Genomic DNA, 16,630 nt, shown 5'->3' on the forward strand with positions numbered 1-16,630 from the left:
CGGGCACGTCGACCTCAGCCCGCGAGACCGCGGCGCTGCAGCAGCGGCTGGATCTCGGCATCCCGGCCCCGGAAATCCCGGTAGGCGGCGAGAGGGTCGCCGGAACCACCGACCCCCAGCAGCTTCTGGCGGAACCGGTCGCCGTTCTCGCGCGTGAGGCCGCCGTTCTCGCGGAACCACTCCACGGTGTCGGCGTCGAGTACCTCGCTCCAGATGTACGAGTAGTACCCGGCGCTGTAACCGCCCGAGAACACGTGGGCGAAGTACGTCGAGGCGTAGCGGGTGGGGATGGCGGGGTTGTCGAGCCCGATGTCCGCGAGGGTCGCCGCCTCGAAGGCCGCGACGTCGATGTCGGCCGACGCCTCCTCGACGGAGAGGCCGTGCCACGCCTGGTCGATCCATGATGCGGCGAGGTACTCGCTCGTCGCGAAGCCCTGATTGAACGCCTCGGAGGCGTGCAGACGCTCGACGACATCGGCCGGCAGCGGCTCGTCGGTGTCGATGTGCCGCGCGTAGTTGGTCAGGATCTCGGGCCACAGGATCCACATCTCGTTGACCTGGCTGGGGAACTCGACGAAGTCGCGGTAGACGGCCGTTCCGCCGAAGTGCGGGTAGGTCACGGTGGCGAACAGTCCGTGCAGGGCGTGTCCGAACTCGTGGAAGAGTGTGGTGACCTCGTCCAGCGTCAGCAGCGTCGGGGTGCCGGGGGCGGGCTTGTTCACGTTCAGGTTGTTGACCACGACGGGGGCGGTGCCGCGGAGGGCCGACTGCGTAACGATCGAGTTCATCCACGCGCCACCGCGTTTGCTGTCGCGCGTGTACAGGTCGAGCAGGAACAGCCCGAGCTCGCTGCCATCAGCGTTGTGCACCTCGAAGACGCGCACGTCGGGGTGATAGCCCTGAAGGTCGTGGCGTTCGGTCATGCGGATGCCGTAGAGCTTCTCGGCCGCGAAGAACACGCCGTCGCGCAGCACCCGCTCGGCCTCGAACCACGGACGCAGGGCCGCCCGATCGAGGTCGTACCGCTCGGCGCGGACTTTCTCGGTGTAGAACGCCCAGTCGTGGGCTTTGATCCGGATGCCATCGGCCTCGGCGATCTTCTGCAGAGCCTCTTGCTCGGCCCGGGCGTTGGCGGCAGCGGGGGTGGCGAGTCGGCGCAGCAGGTCGCGCGCGGCATCCGGAGACCCCGCCGTCTGATCGGCGAGGACGGCGGCGGCGTGCGAGGGGTAGCCGAGCACCGCGGCGCGCTCGGCGCGCAGACGCACGATCTCGCGGAGGACCCCGCGGTTGTCGTTGTCGTTGCCGCGCGTGGCGCGCGAGCGCGAGGCCTCGAGCAGACGGCGACGGCTCTCGCGGTTCGTCAGCGACGCGAGCAGAGGGTGACCGGTGTACAGCGTGAGGTTCACGATGTAGCGCCCGTCCAGGCCGCGACTCGTTGCCGCCTGCGCCGCCGCCGAGAGCTCCCCGTCGCTCAGGCCGTCGAGCTCGTCGGCGGAGTCGAACACCACCGCGAGCTCGTTGGTGTCGGCGAGCAGGTTCTTCTCGAACGTGGTCGTCAGCACCGACAGACGCTGGTTGAGCTCGGTGAGCGTCCGCTTCTGCGCGTCGTCGAGACCGGCGCCGGCCAGCGACATCTCGCGGTGGTACCGCTCAACGAGGTAGCGGCTCTCGGCGTCGAGGTCGAGGTCGTCGAGCTGCGCGTGCACGGCGGCGATACGGGCGAACAGACCTGCATCGAGCTGGATCGCGTCGCGGTGCGCCGACATGAGGGGAGCGAGTTCCTCTTCGACGGCCTGGATCGCCAGGGTGCCGTCGGCGGATGCCACGGTGTAGAAGGTGCGCGCGACCCGGTCGAGCAACTGCCCGCTGCGCTCCAGAGCGACGAGGGTGTTCTCGAACGTGGCCGCGTCGCTCTGCGCGGTGATCGCATCGACCTCCGCCCGCTGCGCGGCGAAACCGGCGCGGAACGCGGGGAGGTAGTGCTCGACGTCGATGCTGCCGTAGGGCGGCAGGTCGTAGGGGAGCGAGGGCGGCGCGAGGAGGGGATTGTTCACGGCATCCGTCATTCATCCAGCCTAGGCGCAGTCGTGGAGGGGGTGCAGAGAAGATGTTGCAAAGTAACCCGTGCAAAGGTATCTTTGTATTCATGGTCGACAGGTCGAAGCCCCGCGAAGAGCGTGTTCTCGATGCCGGCGCGCTCCGCGCCCTGGCGCACCCGCTGCGCGTGCGGCTCTACGACATCCTCAGCCAGTACGGCCCGCAGACCGCGAGCAGCCTCGCGGAGCTGACGGGGGAGTCCACCGGAGCGACGAGCTACCACCTGCGGGCGCTGGCCCGTCACGACCTCATCCGCGAAGTCGCCGATCGCGGAACCGCCCGCGAACGCTGGTGGGAGCGCCCGGCCGGCAGCGTCACGCTGACCAACCCCGAGCTCGAGCACACGCCGTCGGGACGCGCCGTGATGGAGGCCGTGCACTCCGAGACCCTGACGCTGCGTCACCAGCAGCTCATGCACTTCGCCACGCACGGCTGGGACGAGGACGAAGAGTGGCGCGACGCGTCGGTGATCTCGACCGCGACCGCGCGCCTGACCGCCGAGCAATCGCGGGATCTTGTGCAGCGCATCGGGGCGCTCATCGATGAGACCGTCCAGCGTTACCGCGATCAGGAGGGCGAGGGCGTCCGCCCCGTGACGATCCGCAACGACGTCTTCCCGCTGCCGACCGAGAGGGGCTCCGCATGACCGCCGTCACCCGCACCATCGCCCTGCCGGTGCGCCCCACCCGACTCGAGGCCGCGCTGCTCGCGCTGTCGCGAGCGATGGCCCTCGCCGCCGAAGAGCGGATGCGCCGTCGCGCGTGGGCCGTCGAGGCGGAGCCCGCGCGGCGAGCCGGACGTGCCGCGTCGCAGGCGATGTCGGCGGATGCCGCGCGATACCTGCTGCCGCGGTGACGCCTCAGGCCCCGGGGCTTGTCGAGGCCCGCGACCGGTGGACCGCCGGTGGCTTCGACAGGACCGGCCACCTGAGAACCGCAACGCACAGAGCCCGCCGACGCGCGAAGGCGTCGACGGGCGCTGCGATCCCGAGCGGTGAGGCTCAGGCGAACTCGGCGTCGTCGTCGTAACGCACGACGACCTCGCCCGCGGCATCCTGGCTCACGATAACCCCGGTGTCGAGCTCGGCGACGGGGCGTCCCTCGAGGAAGGTCAGCGTCCACTTCGGAGCCGGAGCGCTGAGCCCATCGGGGTTCAGCGCGGCTTCGACGGCGGCGATCTGGGCATGGAGCACCTCGGGAACAGCCTTCGGCGGCTGTTCACGGGCGGTCCAGCGGGTTCCGAGTTGCATCAGGCCTCCTGGGGTGCGAACACGATGTCGGTCACGGTGGTGGTGTCGGCCTCGGCGAACGAGATCGTCTCGATGCGGCCCACGGCGCGCAGGTCGCCCTCGGCGAGGCGCAGGGCCTCGACGTGCGGCCCCGACACGGTGAGCGAGGTCACCGGCGTCTTCTGCGAGGCCTTCGCCTCGGTCTTGGCGCGACGGATGCCGATGAGTGCGGCGCTCACAGCGGTGAGCACGGCCGGGTCGCCCTCGATGCCGAGCGGCGCGGGCCAGGCCGCGGTGTGCACCGAGCCCTCTTCGAACCACGACCACACCTCTTCGGACGCGAACGACAGCACGGGCGCGAACAGACGGACGAGCGTCGACAGAGCCGTGCGCAGGGCAAGGGCGGCCGAGGCCTGGCCCACGTCGGACTGGTCGTACGCGCGCTCCTTGACGAGCTCGAGGTAGTCGTCGCAGAACGTCCAGAAGAACGACTCCGTGATCTCGAGCGCCCGCGCGTGGTCGTACGCCTCGAACGCGGCAGTCGCGTCGCGCACCACGGCATCCAGGGTCGCGAGCATCGACGCGTCGAGCGCGTGCGTCACCTCGGCGCCCTCGGGCACGGGGAACGACAGCACGAACTTCGCCGCGTTCAGCAGCTTGATCGCGAGGCGGCGACCGATCTTCACCTGGGTCGGGTTCTGCGGGTCGAACGCCGCGTCGGTGCCCAGCCGGCTCGACGCCGACCAGTAGCGCACCGCGTCGGAACCGTGCTGCTGGAGGATGTCGGCGGGCGTGACGACGTTGCCCTTCGACTTCGACATCTTCTTGCGGTCGGGGTCGACGATGAAGCCTGAGATCGCGGCATCCGTCCACGGACTGCGGTCGTCTTCGAGGGCGCTGCGCAGCATGGTCGAGAAGAGCCACGTGCGGATGATGTCCTGACCCTGCGGGCGGAGGTCGAACGGGGCCACGAGGTTCCACAGCTCCTCGTCGCGCTGCCAGCCACCGGCCAGCTGCGGGGTGAGCGACGAGGTCGCCCACGTGTCGAGGATGTCGCGCTCGGCGTCGAAGCCGCCGGCCACACCCCGCTGGTCCTCGGTGTAGCCCGGGGGCACGTCCACCGTCGGGTCGACCGGCAGCGACGCGAGGTCAGGCGTCAGCACGCGCGAGTAATCGCGCTCACCGCTGTCGTCGAGGCCGTACCAGACCGGGATCGGCACGCCGAAGAAACGCTGCCGCGACACGAGCCAGTCGCCGGTGAGGCCGCTGGTCCAGTTCTCGAAGCGCACGCGCATGAAGTCGGGATGCCACGACATCTCGCGACCGAGAGAGATGAGGCGCTCGCGCAGCTCGGCATCCCGAGCCCCGTTGCGGATGTACCACTGGCGCGTCGACACGATCTCGAGCGGGCGGTCGCCCTTCTCGAAGAACTTCACGGGGTGGGTGAAGAGCTTGGGAGCCCCCTCCATGGCGCCGGATTCCTGCAGCAGCTCGACGATGCGCTTCTTGGCGCTGAACACGGTCTTGCCCGCGAGCTCGTCGTAGGCCGCCTTCGCGGCGTCCGTCACGATCACGTCGGGGGCCTCGGCCACGATGCGGCCGTCCTTGCCGATGATGGTGCGGTTGGGCAGGTCGAGCTCGCGCCACCAGATGATGTCGGTCACGTCGCCGAAGGTGCAGATCATGGCGATGCCCGATCCCTTGTCCTTCTGCGCGAGGGGGTGCGCGAGCACCGGCACCTCGACGTCGAACAGGGGGGTGCGCACGGTCGTGCCGAACAGCGGCTGGTACCGCTCGTCGTCGGGATTGGCCACCAGCGCCACGCAGGCCGGCAGCAGCTCGGGGCGGGTCGTTTCGATGAACACGTCGCCCGAGCCGTCGGCCTTCGCGAAGCCCACGCGGTGGTAGGCGGCGGGCTGGTCGCGGTCTTCGAGCTCGGCCTGGGCGATCGCGGAGCGGAAGTCCACGTCCCACAGCGTCGGCGCCATCGACTGGTACGCCTCACCGCGCTCGATGTTGCGCAGGAACGCCAGCTGGCTCGTGCGGATCGAGTCGTCGGAGATCGTGCGGTACGTCTGGGTCCAGTCGACGCTGAGGCCCAGCTCGCGGAAGAGGTCTTCGAACTGCTTCTCGTCTTCGACGGTCAGCTGCTCGCACAGCTCGATGAAGTTGCGGCGGCTGATGGGCACTTGGTCGGCGGCCTTGCTGCTCTTGTTGTCGCCGCCCGCGAACGGCGGGGTGAAGTCGGCGTCGTAGGGGAGCGAGGGGTCGCAGCGCACGCCGTAGTAGTTCTGCACGCGGCGCTCGGTCGGCAGGCCGTTGTCGTCCCACCCCATGGGGTAGAACACGGTCTTGCCGCGCATGCGCTCGAAGCGCACCTTCACGTCGGTGTGCGTGAACGAGAACACGTGGCCGATGTGGAGGCTTCCGGATGCCGTCGGCGGCGGGGTGTCGACGGAGTACACGCCCTGGCGGCCGAGCTCGGCTGCGCGCAGGCGGTCGAAGACGTACGTGCCGCGTTCACGCCACGCGGCGTCCCACTTCTGCTCGAGGCCTTCCAGGGCGGGCTTGTCGGGAATGGTGGCCATAGGAGTACTCCTCGAGCGATATGGGCGGCACTGTGTGAGCGTGCCTGATGGGTTCTGCGTCCACGATACCGGGGGTCTCGCGTGAGCGCGCGTCGTGGCGCGCTCTTCGAGGTCCATACGGGTGAGACGTCTCAACCGACTTCGGCGTGGGCCTGCAGCCGTTCGCTCTCAGCACGCGTCCGACCGCCGACTTTCCGCACCCGGTCCAGGAACCCCGGTAAGCTGAAAGCCTTCCCACCAGAGATTCCGAGGTTTCTCCATGCCTTCTTCGCTTTCGCGCCGCGTGCTGTCGGCTGTCGCCGTCGCGGCCGTCGCCGCCCTCTCGCTCTCCTCCTGCGCCGGGTCGGACCCTGCCGCGCAGGGCGACGGCGAGGTCGTCTGGGCGATCGAGGGAGCGAACCTCTCGGCCGGGCACATGGATCCGCAGACCAGCCAGCTCGACGTGTCGGCGATGGTGCAGCGCGCTGTGCTCGACTCGCTCGTGTTCCAGGAGGCCGACGGCACGTTCTCGCCGTGGCTCGCCGAGTCGTGGGACGTCGAGGACGGCGGCGCGAGCTACCTCTTCCGTCTGCGCACCGACGTGACCTTCCACGACGGCACGCCCTTCGACGCGGCCGCGGTCAAGGCGAACTTCGACCGCATCGTGAACCCCGACACCGCGTCGGCGCAGGCCGCCAGCATGCTCGGCGGCGAGCTGTACGCCGGCACCGACGTGGTCGACGAGCACACCGTGCGCGTGCGCTTCACGCAGCCCTACGCTCCGTTCCTGCAGGCCGCCAGCACCGCGCTTCTCGGCTTCTACTCGCCGAAGGTGCTCGAGACCAAGGCCGACCAGCTGAAGGCCGGCGGCCCCGACGTGACCGTCGGCACCGGCCCGTTCGAGCTGACCGAGTACACGCCCGACCAGGACATCGTGTACACCCGCAACGACGACTACACCTGGGGTCCCGACGGCGGCGGTAAGCCGAGCTTCAAGACGCTGCGCGTCGACATCCTGCCCGAGGCGTCGGTGCGCGTGGGCGCGCTGTCGAGCGGCCAGGCCGACGTGGTCACCAACCTGCCGCCGAACCTCGTCGAGCAGGTTCCCGCTGACGACACCGTGAAGTCGATCGCTTACCCGGGACTGCCGTACTCGCTGTTCCTCAACGAGAAGTACGGCGTGTTCGCCGACCAGAAGGTGCGTCAGGCCTTCACGCGCGCGATCGACGTCGACGCCGCGGTGAACGAGATCTTCTTCGGTCAGTACCCCCGCGCTTGGAGCGTCCTCGGCGCGACGACCCCCGGCTACGACGCGAGCCTCGAGAACTCGTGGCCCTTCGACCAGGCTCAGGCCAACGCCCTCCTCGACGAGGCCGGCTGGACGGGACGGGATGCCGACGGCATCCGGACCAAGAACGGTCAGCGTCTCACCGCGCGCTGGATCGCGTGGACTCCGGTTCCCGACGACCGCGCCGCGCTCGCCAACGCCGTGCAGAGCGACCTGAAGGCCGTGGGCTTCGACCTGCAGCGCGAGGTGCTCGAGCCGGGCGCCTACAACAAGCAGTACGGACCGAAGACCTACGACGTCACCGACTGGGGCTTCTCGGGCGTCGACGCCGATCTGCTGCGCAGCCACCTCGCCACCGACGGGTTCCAGAACGCCTCGCAGGTGAGCGACCCCGCGCTCGACGCGCTGCTCGAGCAGGGCGCCTCGACGACCGACCCCGCCGCGCGCAACGCGATCTACGCCCAGGTGCAGCAGTGGAACGCCCAGCAGGCGGCAATCGTGCCGCTCTACAGCCCGGCCCTCATCAGCGCCGTGACCCCGAAGGTCTCGGGCCTGACGTTCGACCTGTACGGCCGCCCGCTGTTCGCGACCGCCTCGGTCGGCTGAGCCGCCGGGTATCGGACAGACTGATCGGATGTCACGTTCTCGCTCGCGCGCCCTGCTGAGGCGCCTCGGCGGGATCGTGGCATCCGTCTTCCTGGTGCTGTGGGGAGCGGCGACGCTGGCGTTCGTGGCGTTGCGGATCATCCCGGGCGACCCGGTCGACGTGCTGCTCGGACCGCAGGCGCAGGTGAGCGAGGCGGTCAAGGCGGGCATCCGCAGCGACCTGGGGCTCGACCGGCCCGTGCTCGAGCAGTACGCGACGTTCCTCGGCCGACTCGTGCGCGGCGACCTCGGCGAGTCGTATCAGCTGCGTCAGCCGGTCGTCGAGGTCATCGGGCGCCAGCTCGCCCCGACCCTGCAGCTCTCGGCGCTCGCGCTGGTCATCGCCGTCGTGCTGGCCCTCGCCTCGTCGCTGCTCGTGCGCGGGCGGACCGGTCGGGCCGTGGCATCCGGAATCGAACTCGTCGTGCTCTCATCGCCGGTGTTCTGGACGGGGCTGCTGCTGTTGAGCGTGTTCTCGTTCCAGCTGGGGTGGTTCCCGGTATCGGGGGCGCGTTATGCCGCCGCCATTGTGCTGCCCGCGGTGACCCTCGCTCTGCCGGTCGCGGCGCTGCTGTCGCAGGTGCTGCGCGACGGGGTCGAGGCGGCCGAGCGCGAGCCGTTCCTCACCACCGTGCGCGCCCGCGGCGCGACGCCCCTTCGCGAGAGCGTGCACCACACGCTGCGCCACGCGAGCGTCGGGGGAGTGACGCTCGCCGCCTACCTCGTCGGGTCGTTGCTCGGCGGTGCCGTGCTTGTCGAAACCGTGTTCGCCCGCCCCGGCATCGGGCGCGTGACGCTGACCGCGATCACGGACCGCGACCTGCCGGTGATCACCGGCGTGATCCTCCTGAGCGCGCTCGTCTTCGTCGTGGTGAACACCGTGGTCGACCTCGTGGTGCCCCTGATCGACCCGCGGCTGCGGACCGCAGCCGCGGCGCTGGCCGCTCGAGCGGCGGTGCCCTCGTGAAGCGCCGCGGCCAGGCCGTGGCGCTCGGGATCGCCGGTGCCGTGCTCGCCGTCATCGCCGTGGGCGCGGTCGCCCCGGGGCTGCTCGCCACGCACGACCCGCTGCTGACCGACGTGCGCGCGACCCTGCAGCAGCCGAGCGCGGCGCACTGGTTCGGCACCGATCAGAGCGGCCGCGACGTGTACTCCCGCGTGGTCTACGGCGCCGGGCGGTCGGTCGGCATCGGCCTGCTCGCCACCGGACTCGCTTTGGTCGTCGGGGTGATCGCCGGTTCGCTGTCGGCCGTCGCGCCCAGATGGGCGGATGCCGCGGCCATGCGCATCGTCGACGTGCTGCTGGCGTTTCCCGAGTTCCTGGTCGCCCTACTGGTCGTCGCGGTACTCGGCCCCGGCCCGGTCAACGTCGCGGTCGCGGTGACCATCGCCGCGGTACCCGTGTACATCCGCCTCGCGCGGGCACAGACCCGAACCCTTGCCGCCGCCGAGCACGTGGAGGCAGCGCGAATCATCGGGGTGCCGACCGTGGTGGTGCACGTTCGGCACGTTCTCCCCGGCGTGCTGGGCGCGGTGAGCGTGCTGGCCACGATCGGCATCGGCACCTCGATCCTCGCGGCGGCCGGGCTCAGCTTCCTCGGCCTCGGCCCGACCGAGCCCACCGCCGAATGGGGCCTCATGCTCTCGGCCGGACGCAACCTGCTGCTGCAGGCGCCGTGGGTCGCCGTGTTCCCCGGGCTCGCGATCACCGCGACCGTCGTGAGCGTCAGCGTGATCGGCCGCATCCTGCGGGCTCGAGCCGAGGAGCGCGACGCATGAGCGGATTGCGGCTGCGCGGCCTGCGCATCGACGGCCCGACCGGTGCGATCGTGCGCGGACTCGACCTCGACGTCGCCCCGGGCGAATGCGTGGCGATCGTGGGGGAGTCGGGCACCGGCAAGTCGGTCAGCGCCCGTGCCCTCCTCGGGCTCGTGCCCGCGGGCCTCACGGCGCGCACCGACGAGCTCGAGATCGACGGCGTCGACGCTCGCTCGTTCGGTGAGCGGCAGTGGCGCGGGCTGCGCGGCGACCGGATCGCCCTGGTCTCCCAGGACGCCCTCGTCTCGCTCGACCCGCTGCGACGCATCGGCGCCGAAGTGGCTGAGCCCGTGCGCATCCACGAGCCCGAGGTGCGCGGAGCGGCGCTCGCCGCGCGCGTGCGCGACAGCCTCGAGCGCGTCTCGCTACCGGAGCCCGACGCGCGAGCACGGCAGTACCCCCACGAGCTGTCCGGCGGTCTGCGGCAGCGCGCTCTGATCGCCTCGGCGCTTGCCGCGAACCCCGCCGTACTGGTCGCCGACGAGCCCACTACCGCGCTGGATGCCACCGTGCAGGCCCGCGTGCTCGATCTGCTGCGCCGCATCGCCGACGACGGTGTGGCCGTGGTCTTCATCAGCCACGACCTCGGGGCGGTCGCGCGTGTGGCGGATCGCGTCGTCGTGATGCACGAGGGACGCGTCGTCGAGACCGGGCCGACCGCCGAGGTGCTGGCGTCGCCACGTGATCCCCACACGCGCGCGCTCGTCGAGGCGGTCTCGCACGAGCCGCTCCGCCGGGCACCGCGCACCGACGCCCCGATCTTCACCGCCGACGCGCTGATCAAACGTTTCGGCGACCGGGCCGCGGTCGACGACGTGTCGATCGAGGTGCGCCGCGGTCGGACCCTCGCGGTCGTGGGGGAGTCGGGGTCGGGCAAGACCACCCTCGCGCGCCTGATCGTCGGAGTGGCGGACCCCGATGCCGGGACCATGACGTTCGCGGGACGACCCTGGTCGTCCGGGGTCGCCCGCGGCGCCGCGCGCACCCGCGTGCAGCTCGTGCAGCAGAACCCGTGGGGCGCCCTCGACCCCCGCTGGACGGTGGGCCGCACGCTCACCGAGGCCGTAGCCGCCGGAGGAGTCCCGCGCTCCGAGCGTCGCACTGCCGTCGCCGCCCTGCTCGAAGAGGTGGGCCTCTCGCCCGCGTTCGTCCGGCGCCGACCCGCGCAGCTGTCGGGAGGACAGCGCCAGCGCGTCGCGATCGCCCGCGCCCTCGCCGTGACGCCGGCGCTTCTCGTGCTCGACGAGCCGGTGTCGGCGCTCGACGCGTCGGTGCGCGCACGGATCCTCGACCGCCTGCGCGCCCTGCAGGCCGAACGCGACCTCGCGATGGTGTTCGTCACGCACGACCTCGACGTGGTCGCCGGCATCGCCGATGACGTGATCGTGATGAAGGACGGGCGCGTCGTCGACTCGGGCACCGTGTCGTGCGTGTTCGCCGCCCCGCGGCATCCGTTCACGCGGGAACTGCTGGCCGCGGCCGGTCTGGGCGCGCCCGGTGCGTGAGCCGAGGGTCGCGTCCGGCCCCTCTGTCTGCGCTGAGTGTCCATGAAACCCGGACGAGTCCGCCCTTGCGTCCGTGTTTCTCGGACGCTCGACGACCGCGCACACCCCGCTGCGCGCCGCGCGCGGCTCGCGTAGACTGGACGTACACGCACCGATCCGGCCATCACCGGGGAGCACGCGGAAGAAACGGGTCCAGGCCCGGAGTAGAACCGCGCGGGGCAGGCCCGTCACAGCCGCAGTGAGAGTGGCACCGGTCCCGAACGGGGGCGGCGCAAGGCGGGGTGGTACCGCGGTCCGCACGGATCGTCCCCGCAGGTGGATCCCAACCTGCGGAGAGACATGACCTACCCACGCCCCTCATCCTTCGGCCCGGCTGCCGACGCGGCATCCGTCGTTCCGAGCCCCCGCTTCCCGTCGATCGAGAATGACACGCTCGACTTCTGGGCGCACGACGACACCTTCCGCGCCTCGATCGCGAACCGCGAGGGCGCCGAGGAGTGGGTCTTCTACGACGGCCCGCCCTTCGCCAACGGCCTTCCGCACTATGGGCACCTTCTCACCGGGTACGCGAAGGACGTCTTCCCGCGCTTCCAGACGATGCGCGGCAAGAAGGTCGACCGCGTCTTCGGGTGGGACACGCACGGCCTGCCCGCCGAGCTCGAGGCGATGAAGCAGCTCGGCATCACCGAGAAGGACGAGATCGAGTCAATGGGCGTGGCGACCTTCAACGCCAAGGCCCGCGAGTCGGTGCTCGAGTACACGCGCGACTGGCAGGACTACGTCACGCGTCAGGCCCGCTGGGTCGACTTCGAGCGCGGCTACAAGACGCTGGACACGACCTACATGGAGAGCGTGCTGTGGGCGTTCAAGACGCTCCACGACAAGGGCCTCGCCTACGAGGGCTACCGCGTGCTGCCGTACTGCTGGCGCGACGAGACGCCCCTGTCCACGCACGAACTGCGCATGGACGACGACGTCTACAAGATGCGTCAGGACCCCTCGGTCACCGTGACCTTCCCGCTGGTCGGGGCCAAGGCCGAGGCGCTGGGTCTCACCGGCGTCCGCGCGCTCGCGTGGACGACGACGCCGTGGACGCTCCCGACGAACCTCGCGCTGGCCGTGGGTCCCGGCATCCGCTATGCCGTGATCGAGGGCGGACCGAACGGCGCCGCCGACGTGCACCGCGCTCCCGACGGCACGCCCGACGAGGCCTTCGAGGCCGTCGCCCACCGCTACCTGCTGGCCGAGGACCTGCTGCCCGGATACGCCAAAGACCTCGGATACGAGAGCGCGGATGCCGCCCGCGAGGCCGTCCAGTCCACGATCCTGGGCTCGGAGCTTGAGGGCGTGTCGTACGACCGCCTCTTCGACTACTACGCCGACGCCTCCGTCTGGGGCACGCAGGACGCGTGGAAGATCCTCGTCGACGACTACGTCACCGTCAGCGACGGCACGGGCATCGTGCACCAGGCTCCCGCCTACGGTGAGGACGACAAGCGTCTCGCGGATGCCGCGGGCCTGCCGACGATCATCTCGCTCGACGACAGCTGCCGCTTCCTCTCCGCGGTCACCGACGTCGCCGGCGAGCTGTGGATGGAGGCCAACCGCCCCCTCATCCGCCTGCTCAAGCAGGACGGCCGACTGCTGCGCGAAGCCTCGTACGAGCACTCGTACCCGCACTGCTGGCGCTGCCGGAACCCCCTCATCTACAAGGCCGTGTCGAGCTGGTTCGTGCGCGTGACCGATATCAAGGACGACCTGCTGGCGAACAACCAGCAGATCACCTGGGTGCCTGAGAACGTCAAGGAGGGCCAGTTCGGCAAGTGGCTCGAGGGCGCGCGCGACTGGTCGATCAGCCGCAACCGCTACTGGGGTTCGCCGATCCCGGTGTGGAAGAGCGACAACCCCGACTACCCGCGCGTCGACGTGTACGGCTCGCTCGCCGACATGGAGGCCGACTTCGGCCGCCTGCCGGTGAACGCCGACGGCGAGGTCGACCTGCACCGTCCCTACATCGACGACCTCACGCGTCCGAACCCCGACGACCCGACCGGCGCGTCGACGATGCGTCGCATCGAAGACGTGCTCGACGTGTGGTTCGACTCCGGATCGATGCCGTTCGCGCAGGTGCACTACCCGTTCGAGAACCACGAGTGGTTCGACGAGCACGCCCCCGCCGACTTCATCGTCGAGTACATCGGGCAGACCCGCGGCTGGTTCTATGTGATGCACGTGCTCTCGACCGCGCTGTTCGACCGCCCGGCCTTCACCGGGGTCTCGTGCCACGGCATCGTCCTCGGCAACGACGGACAGAAGATGTCGAAGTCGCTGCGCAACTACCCCGACGTGCGTGAGGTGTTCGATCGCGACGGCTCGGATGCCATGCGCTGGTTCCTCATGTCGAGTTCGGTGCTGCGCGGGGGCAACCTCGTCGTGACCGAGGAGGGCATCCGTTCGGGCGTGCGCGAGTTCCTGCTGCCGCTGTGGAACGCGTGGTACTTCTTCGCGACCTACGCGAATGCCTCGGGCGCAGGCGGGTACGAAGCCGAGTGGCGCACCGACTCCACCGACGTGCTCGACCGCTACATCCTGGCGCTCACCGGCGACCTCGTGACGAACGTCGCGGCCGACCTCGAGGGGCTCGACTCCACAACGGCGGCCGAGCGTCTGCGCGACTTCGCCGAGGTGCTGACCAACTGGTACATCCGCCGCTCCCGCGACCGCTTCTGGGTGGGCGTCACCGACGACCCGCGCAGCCGCGAGGCCTTCGACACGCTCTACACCGTGCTCGAGACCCTGACCCGCGTCGCGGCCCCCCTGCTGCCGCTGGTCACCGAGCGCGTGTGGCAGGGCCTGACAGGCGGGCGCAGCGTCCACCTGACCGACTGGCCCGACGCCTCGGCGTTCCCCGCCGCCGAAGACATCCGCACCGCGATGGACACCGTGCGCGAGGTCTCGAGCGTCGCGAACGCGCTGCGCAAGCGCGAGGGCAAGCGCGTGCGCCTGCCGCTGCCGCGTCTGACGGTGGTGACTCCGGATGCCGCGGGCCTGGCCCAGTTCGACGACATCCTCCGCGAAGAGCTCAACGTGAAGAGCGTCGAGCAGGTCGCCCTGCAAGACGGGACGGCCGCCGAATACGGCATCACGCACCGCCTGTCGGTCAACGCGCGCGCGGCCGGACCGCGCCTGGGCAAGCAGGTGCAGCAGGCGATCAAGGCTGCCCGCGAGGGCGACTGGAGCGAGGTCGACGGACAGGTCGTCGCGGGCGGCATCGCCCTCGAGCCCACCGAGTACGACCTGGTCGTCGAGACCGCGGGTCGCCCCGAGGGCGAGGCGCTGGCCGTGCTCGCGGGCGGCGGCTTCGTGCTGCTCGACACCGTCACCACCCCCGAGCTCGAGGCCGAGGGCTTGGCGCGCGACATGATCCGCGGCATCCAGGACACCCGGAAGGCCGCCGGCTTCGACGTGAGCGACCGGATCTTCCTCTCGCTAACCTTCGTCGAAGACGCCGACGCGCAGGCCGTCGCCCAGGCGTTCGACGTCGCGGGCGTGGCATCCGAGACCCTCGCCGAAGCCGTCGTGCTCGCCGGTCCCGAGGGTCGCCTCGTCGAGCGTGGCGATTTCGCGCCCGCCGAGTACGAGACGGTGATCACCGCCAAGACCTACGCGAACGTCGGCGCCGTCACGGTGGCCGTCGCCCGGATCGGAGCCCCCGCATGAGCGATCGCACCAGGGCGGATGCCGTCTACGCGGCGCTGCTCGAACGACAGGGCGAGCAGTGGGTGCAGCCGCGCGTCGAGCGCACGCGCCGCGTGCTTGAGCTGCTCGCCGACCCGCAGCGCACGTACCGCGTCATCCACGTGACCGGCACGAACGGCAAGACGTCGACCAGCCGCATGATCGAGAGTCTGCTGCGCGCGATGGGCCTTCGCACGGGCCTGTTCACCAGTCCCCACCTCGAGCGCTTCACCGAGCGGATCCTCATCGACGGAGAACCCGTGGCCGACGCCGCGATCGCCGACGCGTGGGACGAGATCCAGCCGTTCGTCAGCATGGTCGACGGCGAGCTCGAGGCCGCCGGAGACGCCCCGCTGACGTTCTTCGAGCTGCTCACGGTGCTCGCGTTCGTCGTCGCCGCCGACGCGCCGATCGACGTCCTCGTGCTCGAGGTCGGCATGGGCGGGGAGTGGGACTCCACCAACACCGCCGACGGAGACGTCGCGGTCTTCGCACCGATCGACATCGATCACACCGACCGCCTGGGGTCGACGATCGCCGAGATCGCGACGGTGAAGGCCGGCATCATCAAGCCGGGCGCCGCCGTCGTCTCGGCCGCCCAGCCCGACGAGGCCCTGCGCGCGATCCGCGCTCGCGCCGAGAAAGAGGGAGCGACGGTCGCGGTGGCCCCGGACGGCTTCGCCCTCGAGGGCCAGACCCTCGCCGTCGGCGGGCAGCAGCTCGACATCCGCGGAGTCGCGGGCACGTACCGCGAGGTCTACCTGCCGATGTACGGCGCGCACCAGGGTTCGAACGCGGCCCTGGCCGTCGCGGCGGTCGAGTCGCTCATCGGCGGCGGCACCCAGTCCCTCGCCGCCGACGTCGTGGCCGACGGCCTCGGCAACGCGACTTCTCCCGGCCGCCTGCAGCTCGTCGGCACCGCGCCGACGGTGTTCGTCGATGCGGCGCACAACCCGCACGGCGCGCGGGCCCTGGTCGCCGCCCTCGACGAGTCGTTCGACATCGACGAGTGGGGCGCGGTGGTCGGCATCCTCGACGGGAAAGACGCTGTCGGCATCATGTCGGCGCTCGTGCCCGCCGTGGCCAGGGTGTTCGCGACGGCGCCCGACAGCGACCGCGCGACCGACCCCGACGTGATCGCCGACGTGGCCGAGGCCGCCGACCTTCCCGTGACGGTGCACCCGACCCTTGAAGACGCCGCCGACGCGGCGCGCGCGTGGGCCGCGGAGTCCGACCGCCGTGCGGTGGTCATCGCCGGATCCGTCGTCCTCGCCGGTGAGGCCCTGCGCTTGTCGGAGCTCGAGGACTGGAAGTCGGGGTGGCAGGCGTGAGCCCGCGCGAACCCCGTGCTCCCCGCGTTCGTCGTCAGCGCGGTGCGCAGGAGTCGCTCGGTGCCGTCGTCCTCGGCTTCGAGTCGATCATCGTCTTCCTCGGCGGTCTCGTCGTCTACGGCCTCAAGGTGCTCCCCGCGGGCATCGAGCCGTGGTGGGGGATCGTCGGCGGTGTCGTCATGGCGATCGCGATGGTGGCGGTGTCGGGATCGCTCCGGCACCGGTGGGCGTTGTTCGCCGGGTGGGCTCTGCAGGTGATCCTGCTGCTCGGCGGTCTGCTCGTTCCGGCCCTCGCCGTGGTCGCCGTCATTTTCGGTGGCATGTGGGCGTATGCGACGATCAAGGGAGCGGCGCTCGATCGGCAGAACGCACGACGCGCCGCTTCCCCCGACCTCTCGAACGGAGAATGACCC

General features: G+C 70.6%; 12 protein-coding genes. 9 read left to right on the forward strand and 3 right to left on the reverse strand.

All coding sequences use genetic code 11. The features are described 5' to 3' along the window. Window positions 1-14 precede the first annotated feature (14 nt). A complete protein-coding gene (locus ASE56_RS14395; protein ID WP_056231091.1) occupies window positions 15-2,066 on the reverse strand; it encodes a M3 family metallopeptidase in 2,052 nt (683 codons plus the stop codon). Window positions 2,067-2,146: 80 nt separating this feature from the next. On the opposite strand from ASE56_RS14395, the gene ASE56_RS14400 reads away from it, so the two are divergent. Both ASE56_RS14400 and ASE56_RS14405 read left to right on the forward strand, forming a co-directional pair. Further along, window positions 2,147-2,743 (forward strand): helix-turn-helix domain-containing protein, encoded by a 597-nt coding sequence (locus tag ASE56_RS14400; RefSeq protein WP_056231093.1) that lies wholly within the window; start codon window positions 2,147-2,149, stop codon window positions 2,741-2,743. Continuing rightward, window positions 2,740-2,952 carry a hypothetical protein gene (locus tag ASE56_RS14405; RefSeq protein ID WP_056231098.1) on the forward strand — a complete coding sequence of 71 codons (213 nt, stop codon included), beginning with the start codon at window positions 2,740-2,742 and terminating at the stop codon, window positions 2,950-2,952. The genes ASE56_RS14400 and ASE56_RS14405 overlap by 4 nt, the downstream gene beginning before the upstream one ends. Window positions 2,953-3,097: 145 nt before the next feature. On the opposite strand, the gene ASE56_RS14410 is transcribed toward ASE56_RS14405, so the two are convergent. Both ASE56_RS14410 and valS read right to left on the reverse strand, forming a co-directional pair. Next, on the reverse strand, window positions 3,098-3,346 hold the full coding sequence (locus ASE56_RS14410; protein WP_056231099.1) for a hypothetical protein: 249 nt from the start codon (window positions 3,344-3,346) through the stop codon (window positions 3,098-3,100). Then, on the reverse strand, window positions 3,346-5,913 hold the full coding sequence (gene valS / locus ASE56_RS14415; protein ID WP_056231103.1) for a valine--tRNA ligase: 2,568 nt from the start codon (window positions 5,911-5,913) through the stop codon (window positions 3,346-3,348). The genes ASE56_RS14410 and valS overlap by 1 nt, the downstream gene beginning before the upstream one ends. Before the next feature lie 259 nt (window positions 5,914-6,172). Here valS and ASE56_RS14420 point away from each other — a divergent pair, with 259 nt between their 5' ends. The 7 genes from ASE56_RS14420 to ASE56_RS14450 all read left to right on the forward strand — a co-directional run bounded on the left by ASE56_RS14420 (window position 6,173) and on the right by ASE56_RS14450 (window position 16,627). Continuing rightward, entirely contained in the window at window positions 6,173-7,786 is a 1,614-nt protein-coding gene (locus ASE56_RS14420) for an ABC transporter substrate-binding protein (protein WP_056231106.1), read from the forward strand. 28 nt (window positions 7,787-7,814) lie between these two features. After that, the gene (locus ASE56_RS14425; protein ID WP_056231109.1) at window positions 7,815-8,792 is read left to right on the forward strand and encodes an ABC transporter permease; all 978 of its coding nucleotides are present in this window, start codon (window positions 7,815-7,817) and stop codon (window positions 8,790-8,792) included. Then, window positions 8,789-9,604, forward strand: a complete 816-nt coding sequence (locus ASE56_RS14430) for an ABC transporter permease (protein ID WP_056231112.1) — start codon at window positions 8,789-8,791, stop codon at window positions 9,602-9,604. Before ASE56_RS14425 ends, ASE56_RS14430 begins: the two co-directional genes overlap by 4 nt. After that, window positions 9,601-11,148: an ABC transporter ATP-binding protein gene (locus ASE56_RS14435; protein WP_056231115.1), complete on the forward strand. Its 1,548-nt coding sequence runs from the start codon at window positions 9,601-9,603 to the stop codon at window positions 11,146-11,148. The genes ASE56_RS14430 and ASE56_RS14435 overlap by 4 nt, the downstream gene beginning before the upstream one ends. Window positions 11,149-11,487: 339 nt before the next feature. After that, window positions 11,488-14,868: an isoleucine--tRNA ligase gene (ileS, locus tag ASE56_RS14440; RefSeq protein WP_056231118.1), complete on the forward strand. Its 3,381-nt coding sequence runs from the start codon at window positions 11,488-11,490 to the stop codon at window positions 14,866-14,868. Further along, on the forward strand, window positions 14,865-16,217 hold the full coding sequence (locus ASE56_RS14445) for a folylpolyglutamate synthase/dihydrofolate synthase family protein (protein WP_056231121.1): 1,353 nt from the start codon (window positions 14,865-14,867) through the stop codon (window positions 16,215-16,217). The genes ileS and ASE56_RS14445 overlap by 4 nt, the downstream gene beginning before the upstream one ends. Beyond that, a complete protein-coding gene (locus ASE56_RS14450) occupies window positions 16,214-16,627 on the forward strand; it encodes a DUF4233 domain-containing protein (RefSeq protein WP_235557008.1) in 414 nt (137 codons plus the stop codon). The genes ASE56_RS14445 and ASE56_RS14450 overlap by 4 nt, the downstream gene beginning before the upstream one ends. Window positions 16,628-16,630: the final 3 nt, after the last annotated feature.

Origin of the sequence: Microbacterium sp. Leaf203, from assembly GCF_001421275.1 — a bacterium.
GTDB classification, from domain to species: Bacteria; Actinomycetota; Actinomycetes; order Actinomycetales; family Microbacteriaceae; genus Microbacterium; species Microbacterium testaceum_A.

Coding starts and splice junctions, on each gene's coding strand:
- ASE56_RS14420 (WP_056231106.1), top strand. CDS start 6,173: ATGCCTTCTTCGCTTTCGCGCCGCGTGCTGTCGGCTGTCGCCGTCGCG.
- ileS (WP_056231118.1), top strand. CDS start 11,488: ATGACCTACCCACGCCCCTCATCCTTCGGCCCGGCTGCCGACGCGGCA.
- ASE56_RS14405 (WP_056231098.1), top strand. CDS start 2,740: ATGACCGCCGTCACCCGCACCATCGCCCTGCCGGTGCGCCCCACCCGA.
- ASE56_RS14435 (WP_056231115.1), top strand. CDS start 9,601: ATGAGCGGATTGCGGCTGCGCGGCCTGCGCATCGACGGCCCGACCGGT.
- valS (WP_056231103.1), bottom strand. CDS start 5,913: ATGGCCACCATTCCCGACAAGCCCGCCCTGGAAGGCCTCGAGCAGAAG.
- ASE56_RS14445 (WP_056231121.1), top strand. CDS start 14,865: ATGAGCGATCGCACCAGGGCGGATGCCGTCTACGCGGCGCTGCTCGAA.
- ASE56_RS14410 (WP_056231099.1), bottom strand. CDS start 3,346: ATGCAACTCGGAACCCGCTGGACCGCCCGTGAACAGCCGCCGAAGGCT.
- ASE56_RS14395 (WP_056231091.1), bottom strand. CDS start 2,066: ATGACGGATGCCGTGAACAATCCCCTCCTCGCGCCGCCCTCGCTCCCC.
- ASE56_RS14425 (WP_056231109.1), top strand. CDS start 7,815: ATGTCACGTTCTCGCTCGCGCGCCCTGCTGAGGCGCCTCGGCGGGATC.
- ASE56_RS14400 (WP_056231093.1), top strand. CDS start 2,147: ATGGTCGACAGGTCGAAGCCCCGCGAAGAGCGTGTTCTCGATGCCGGC.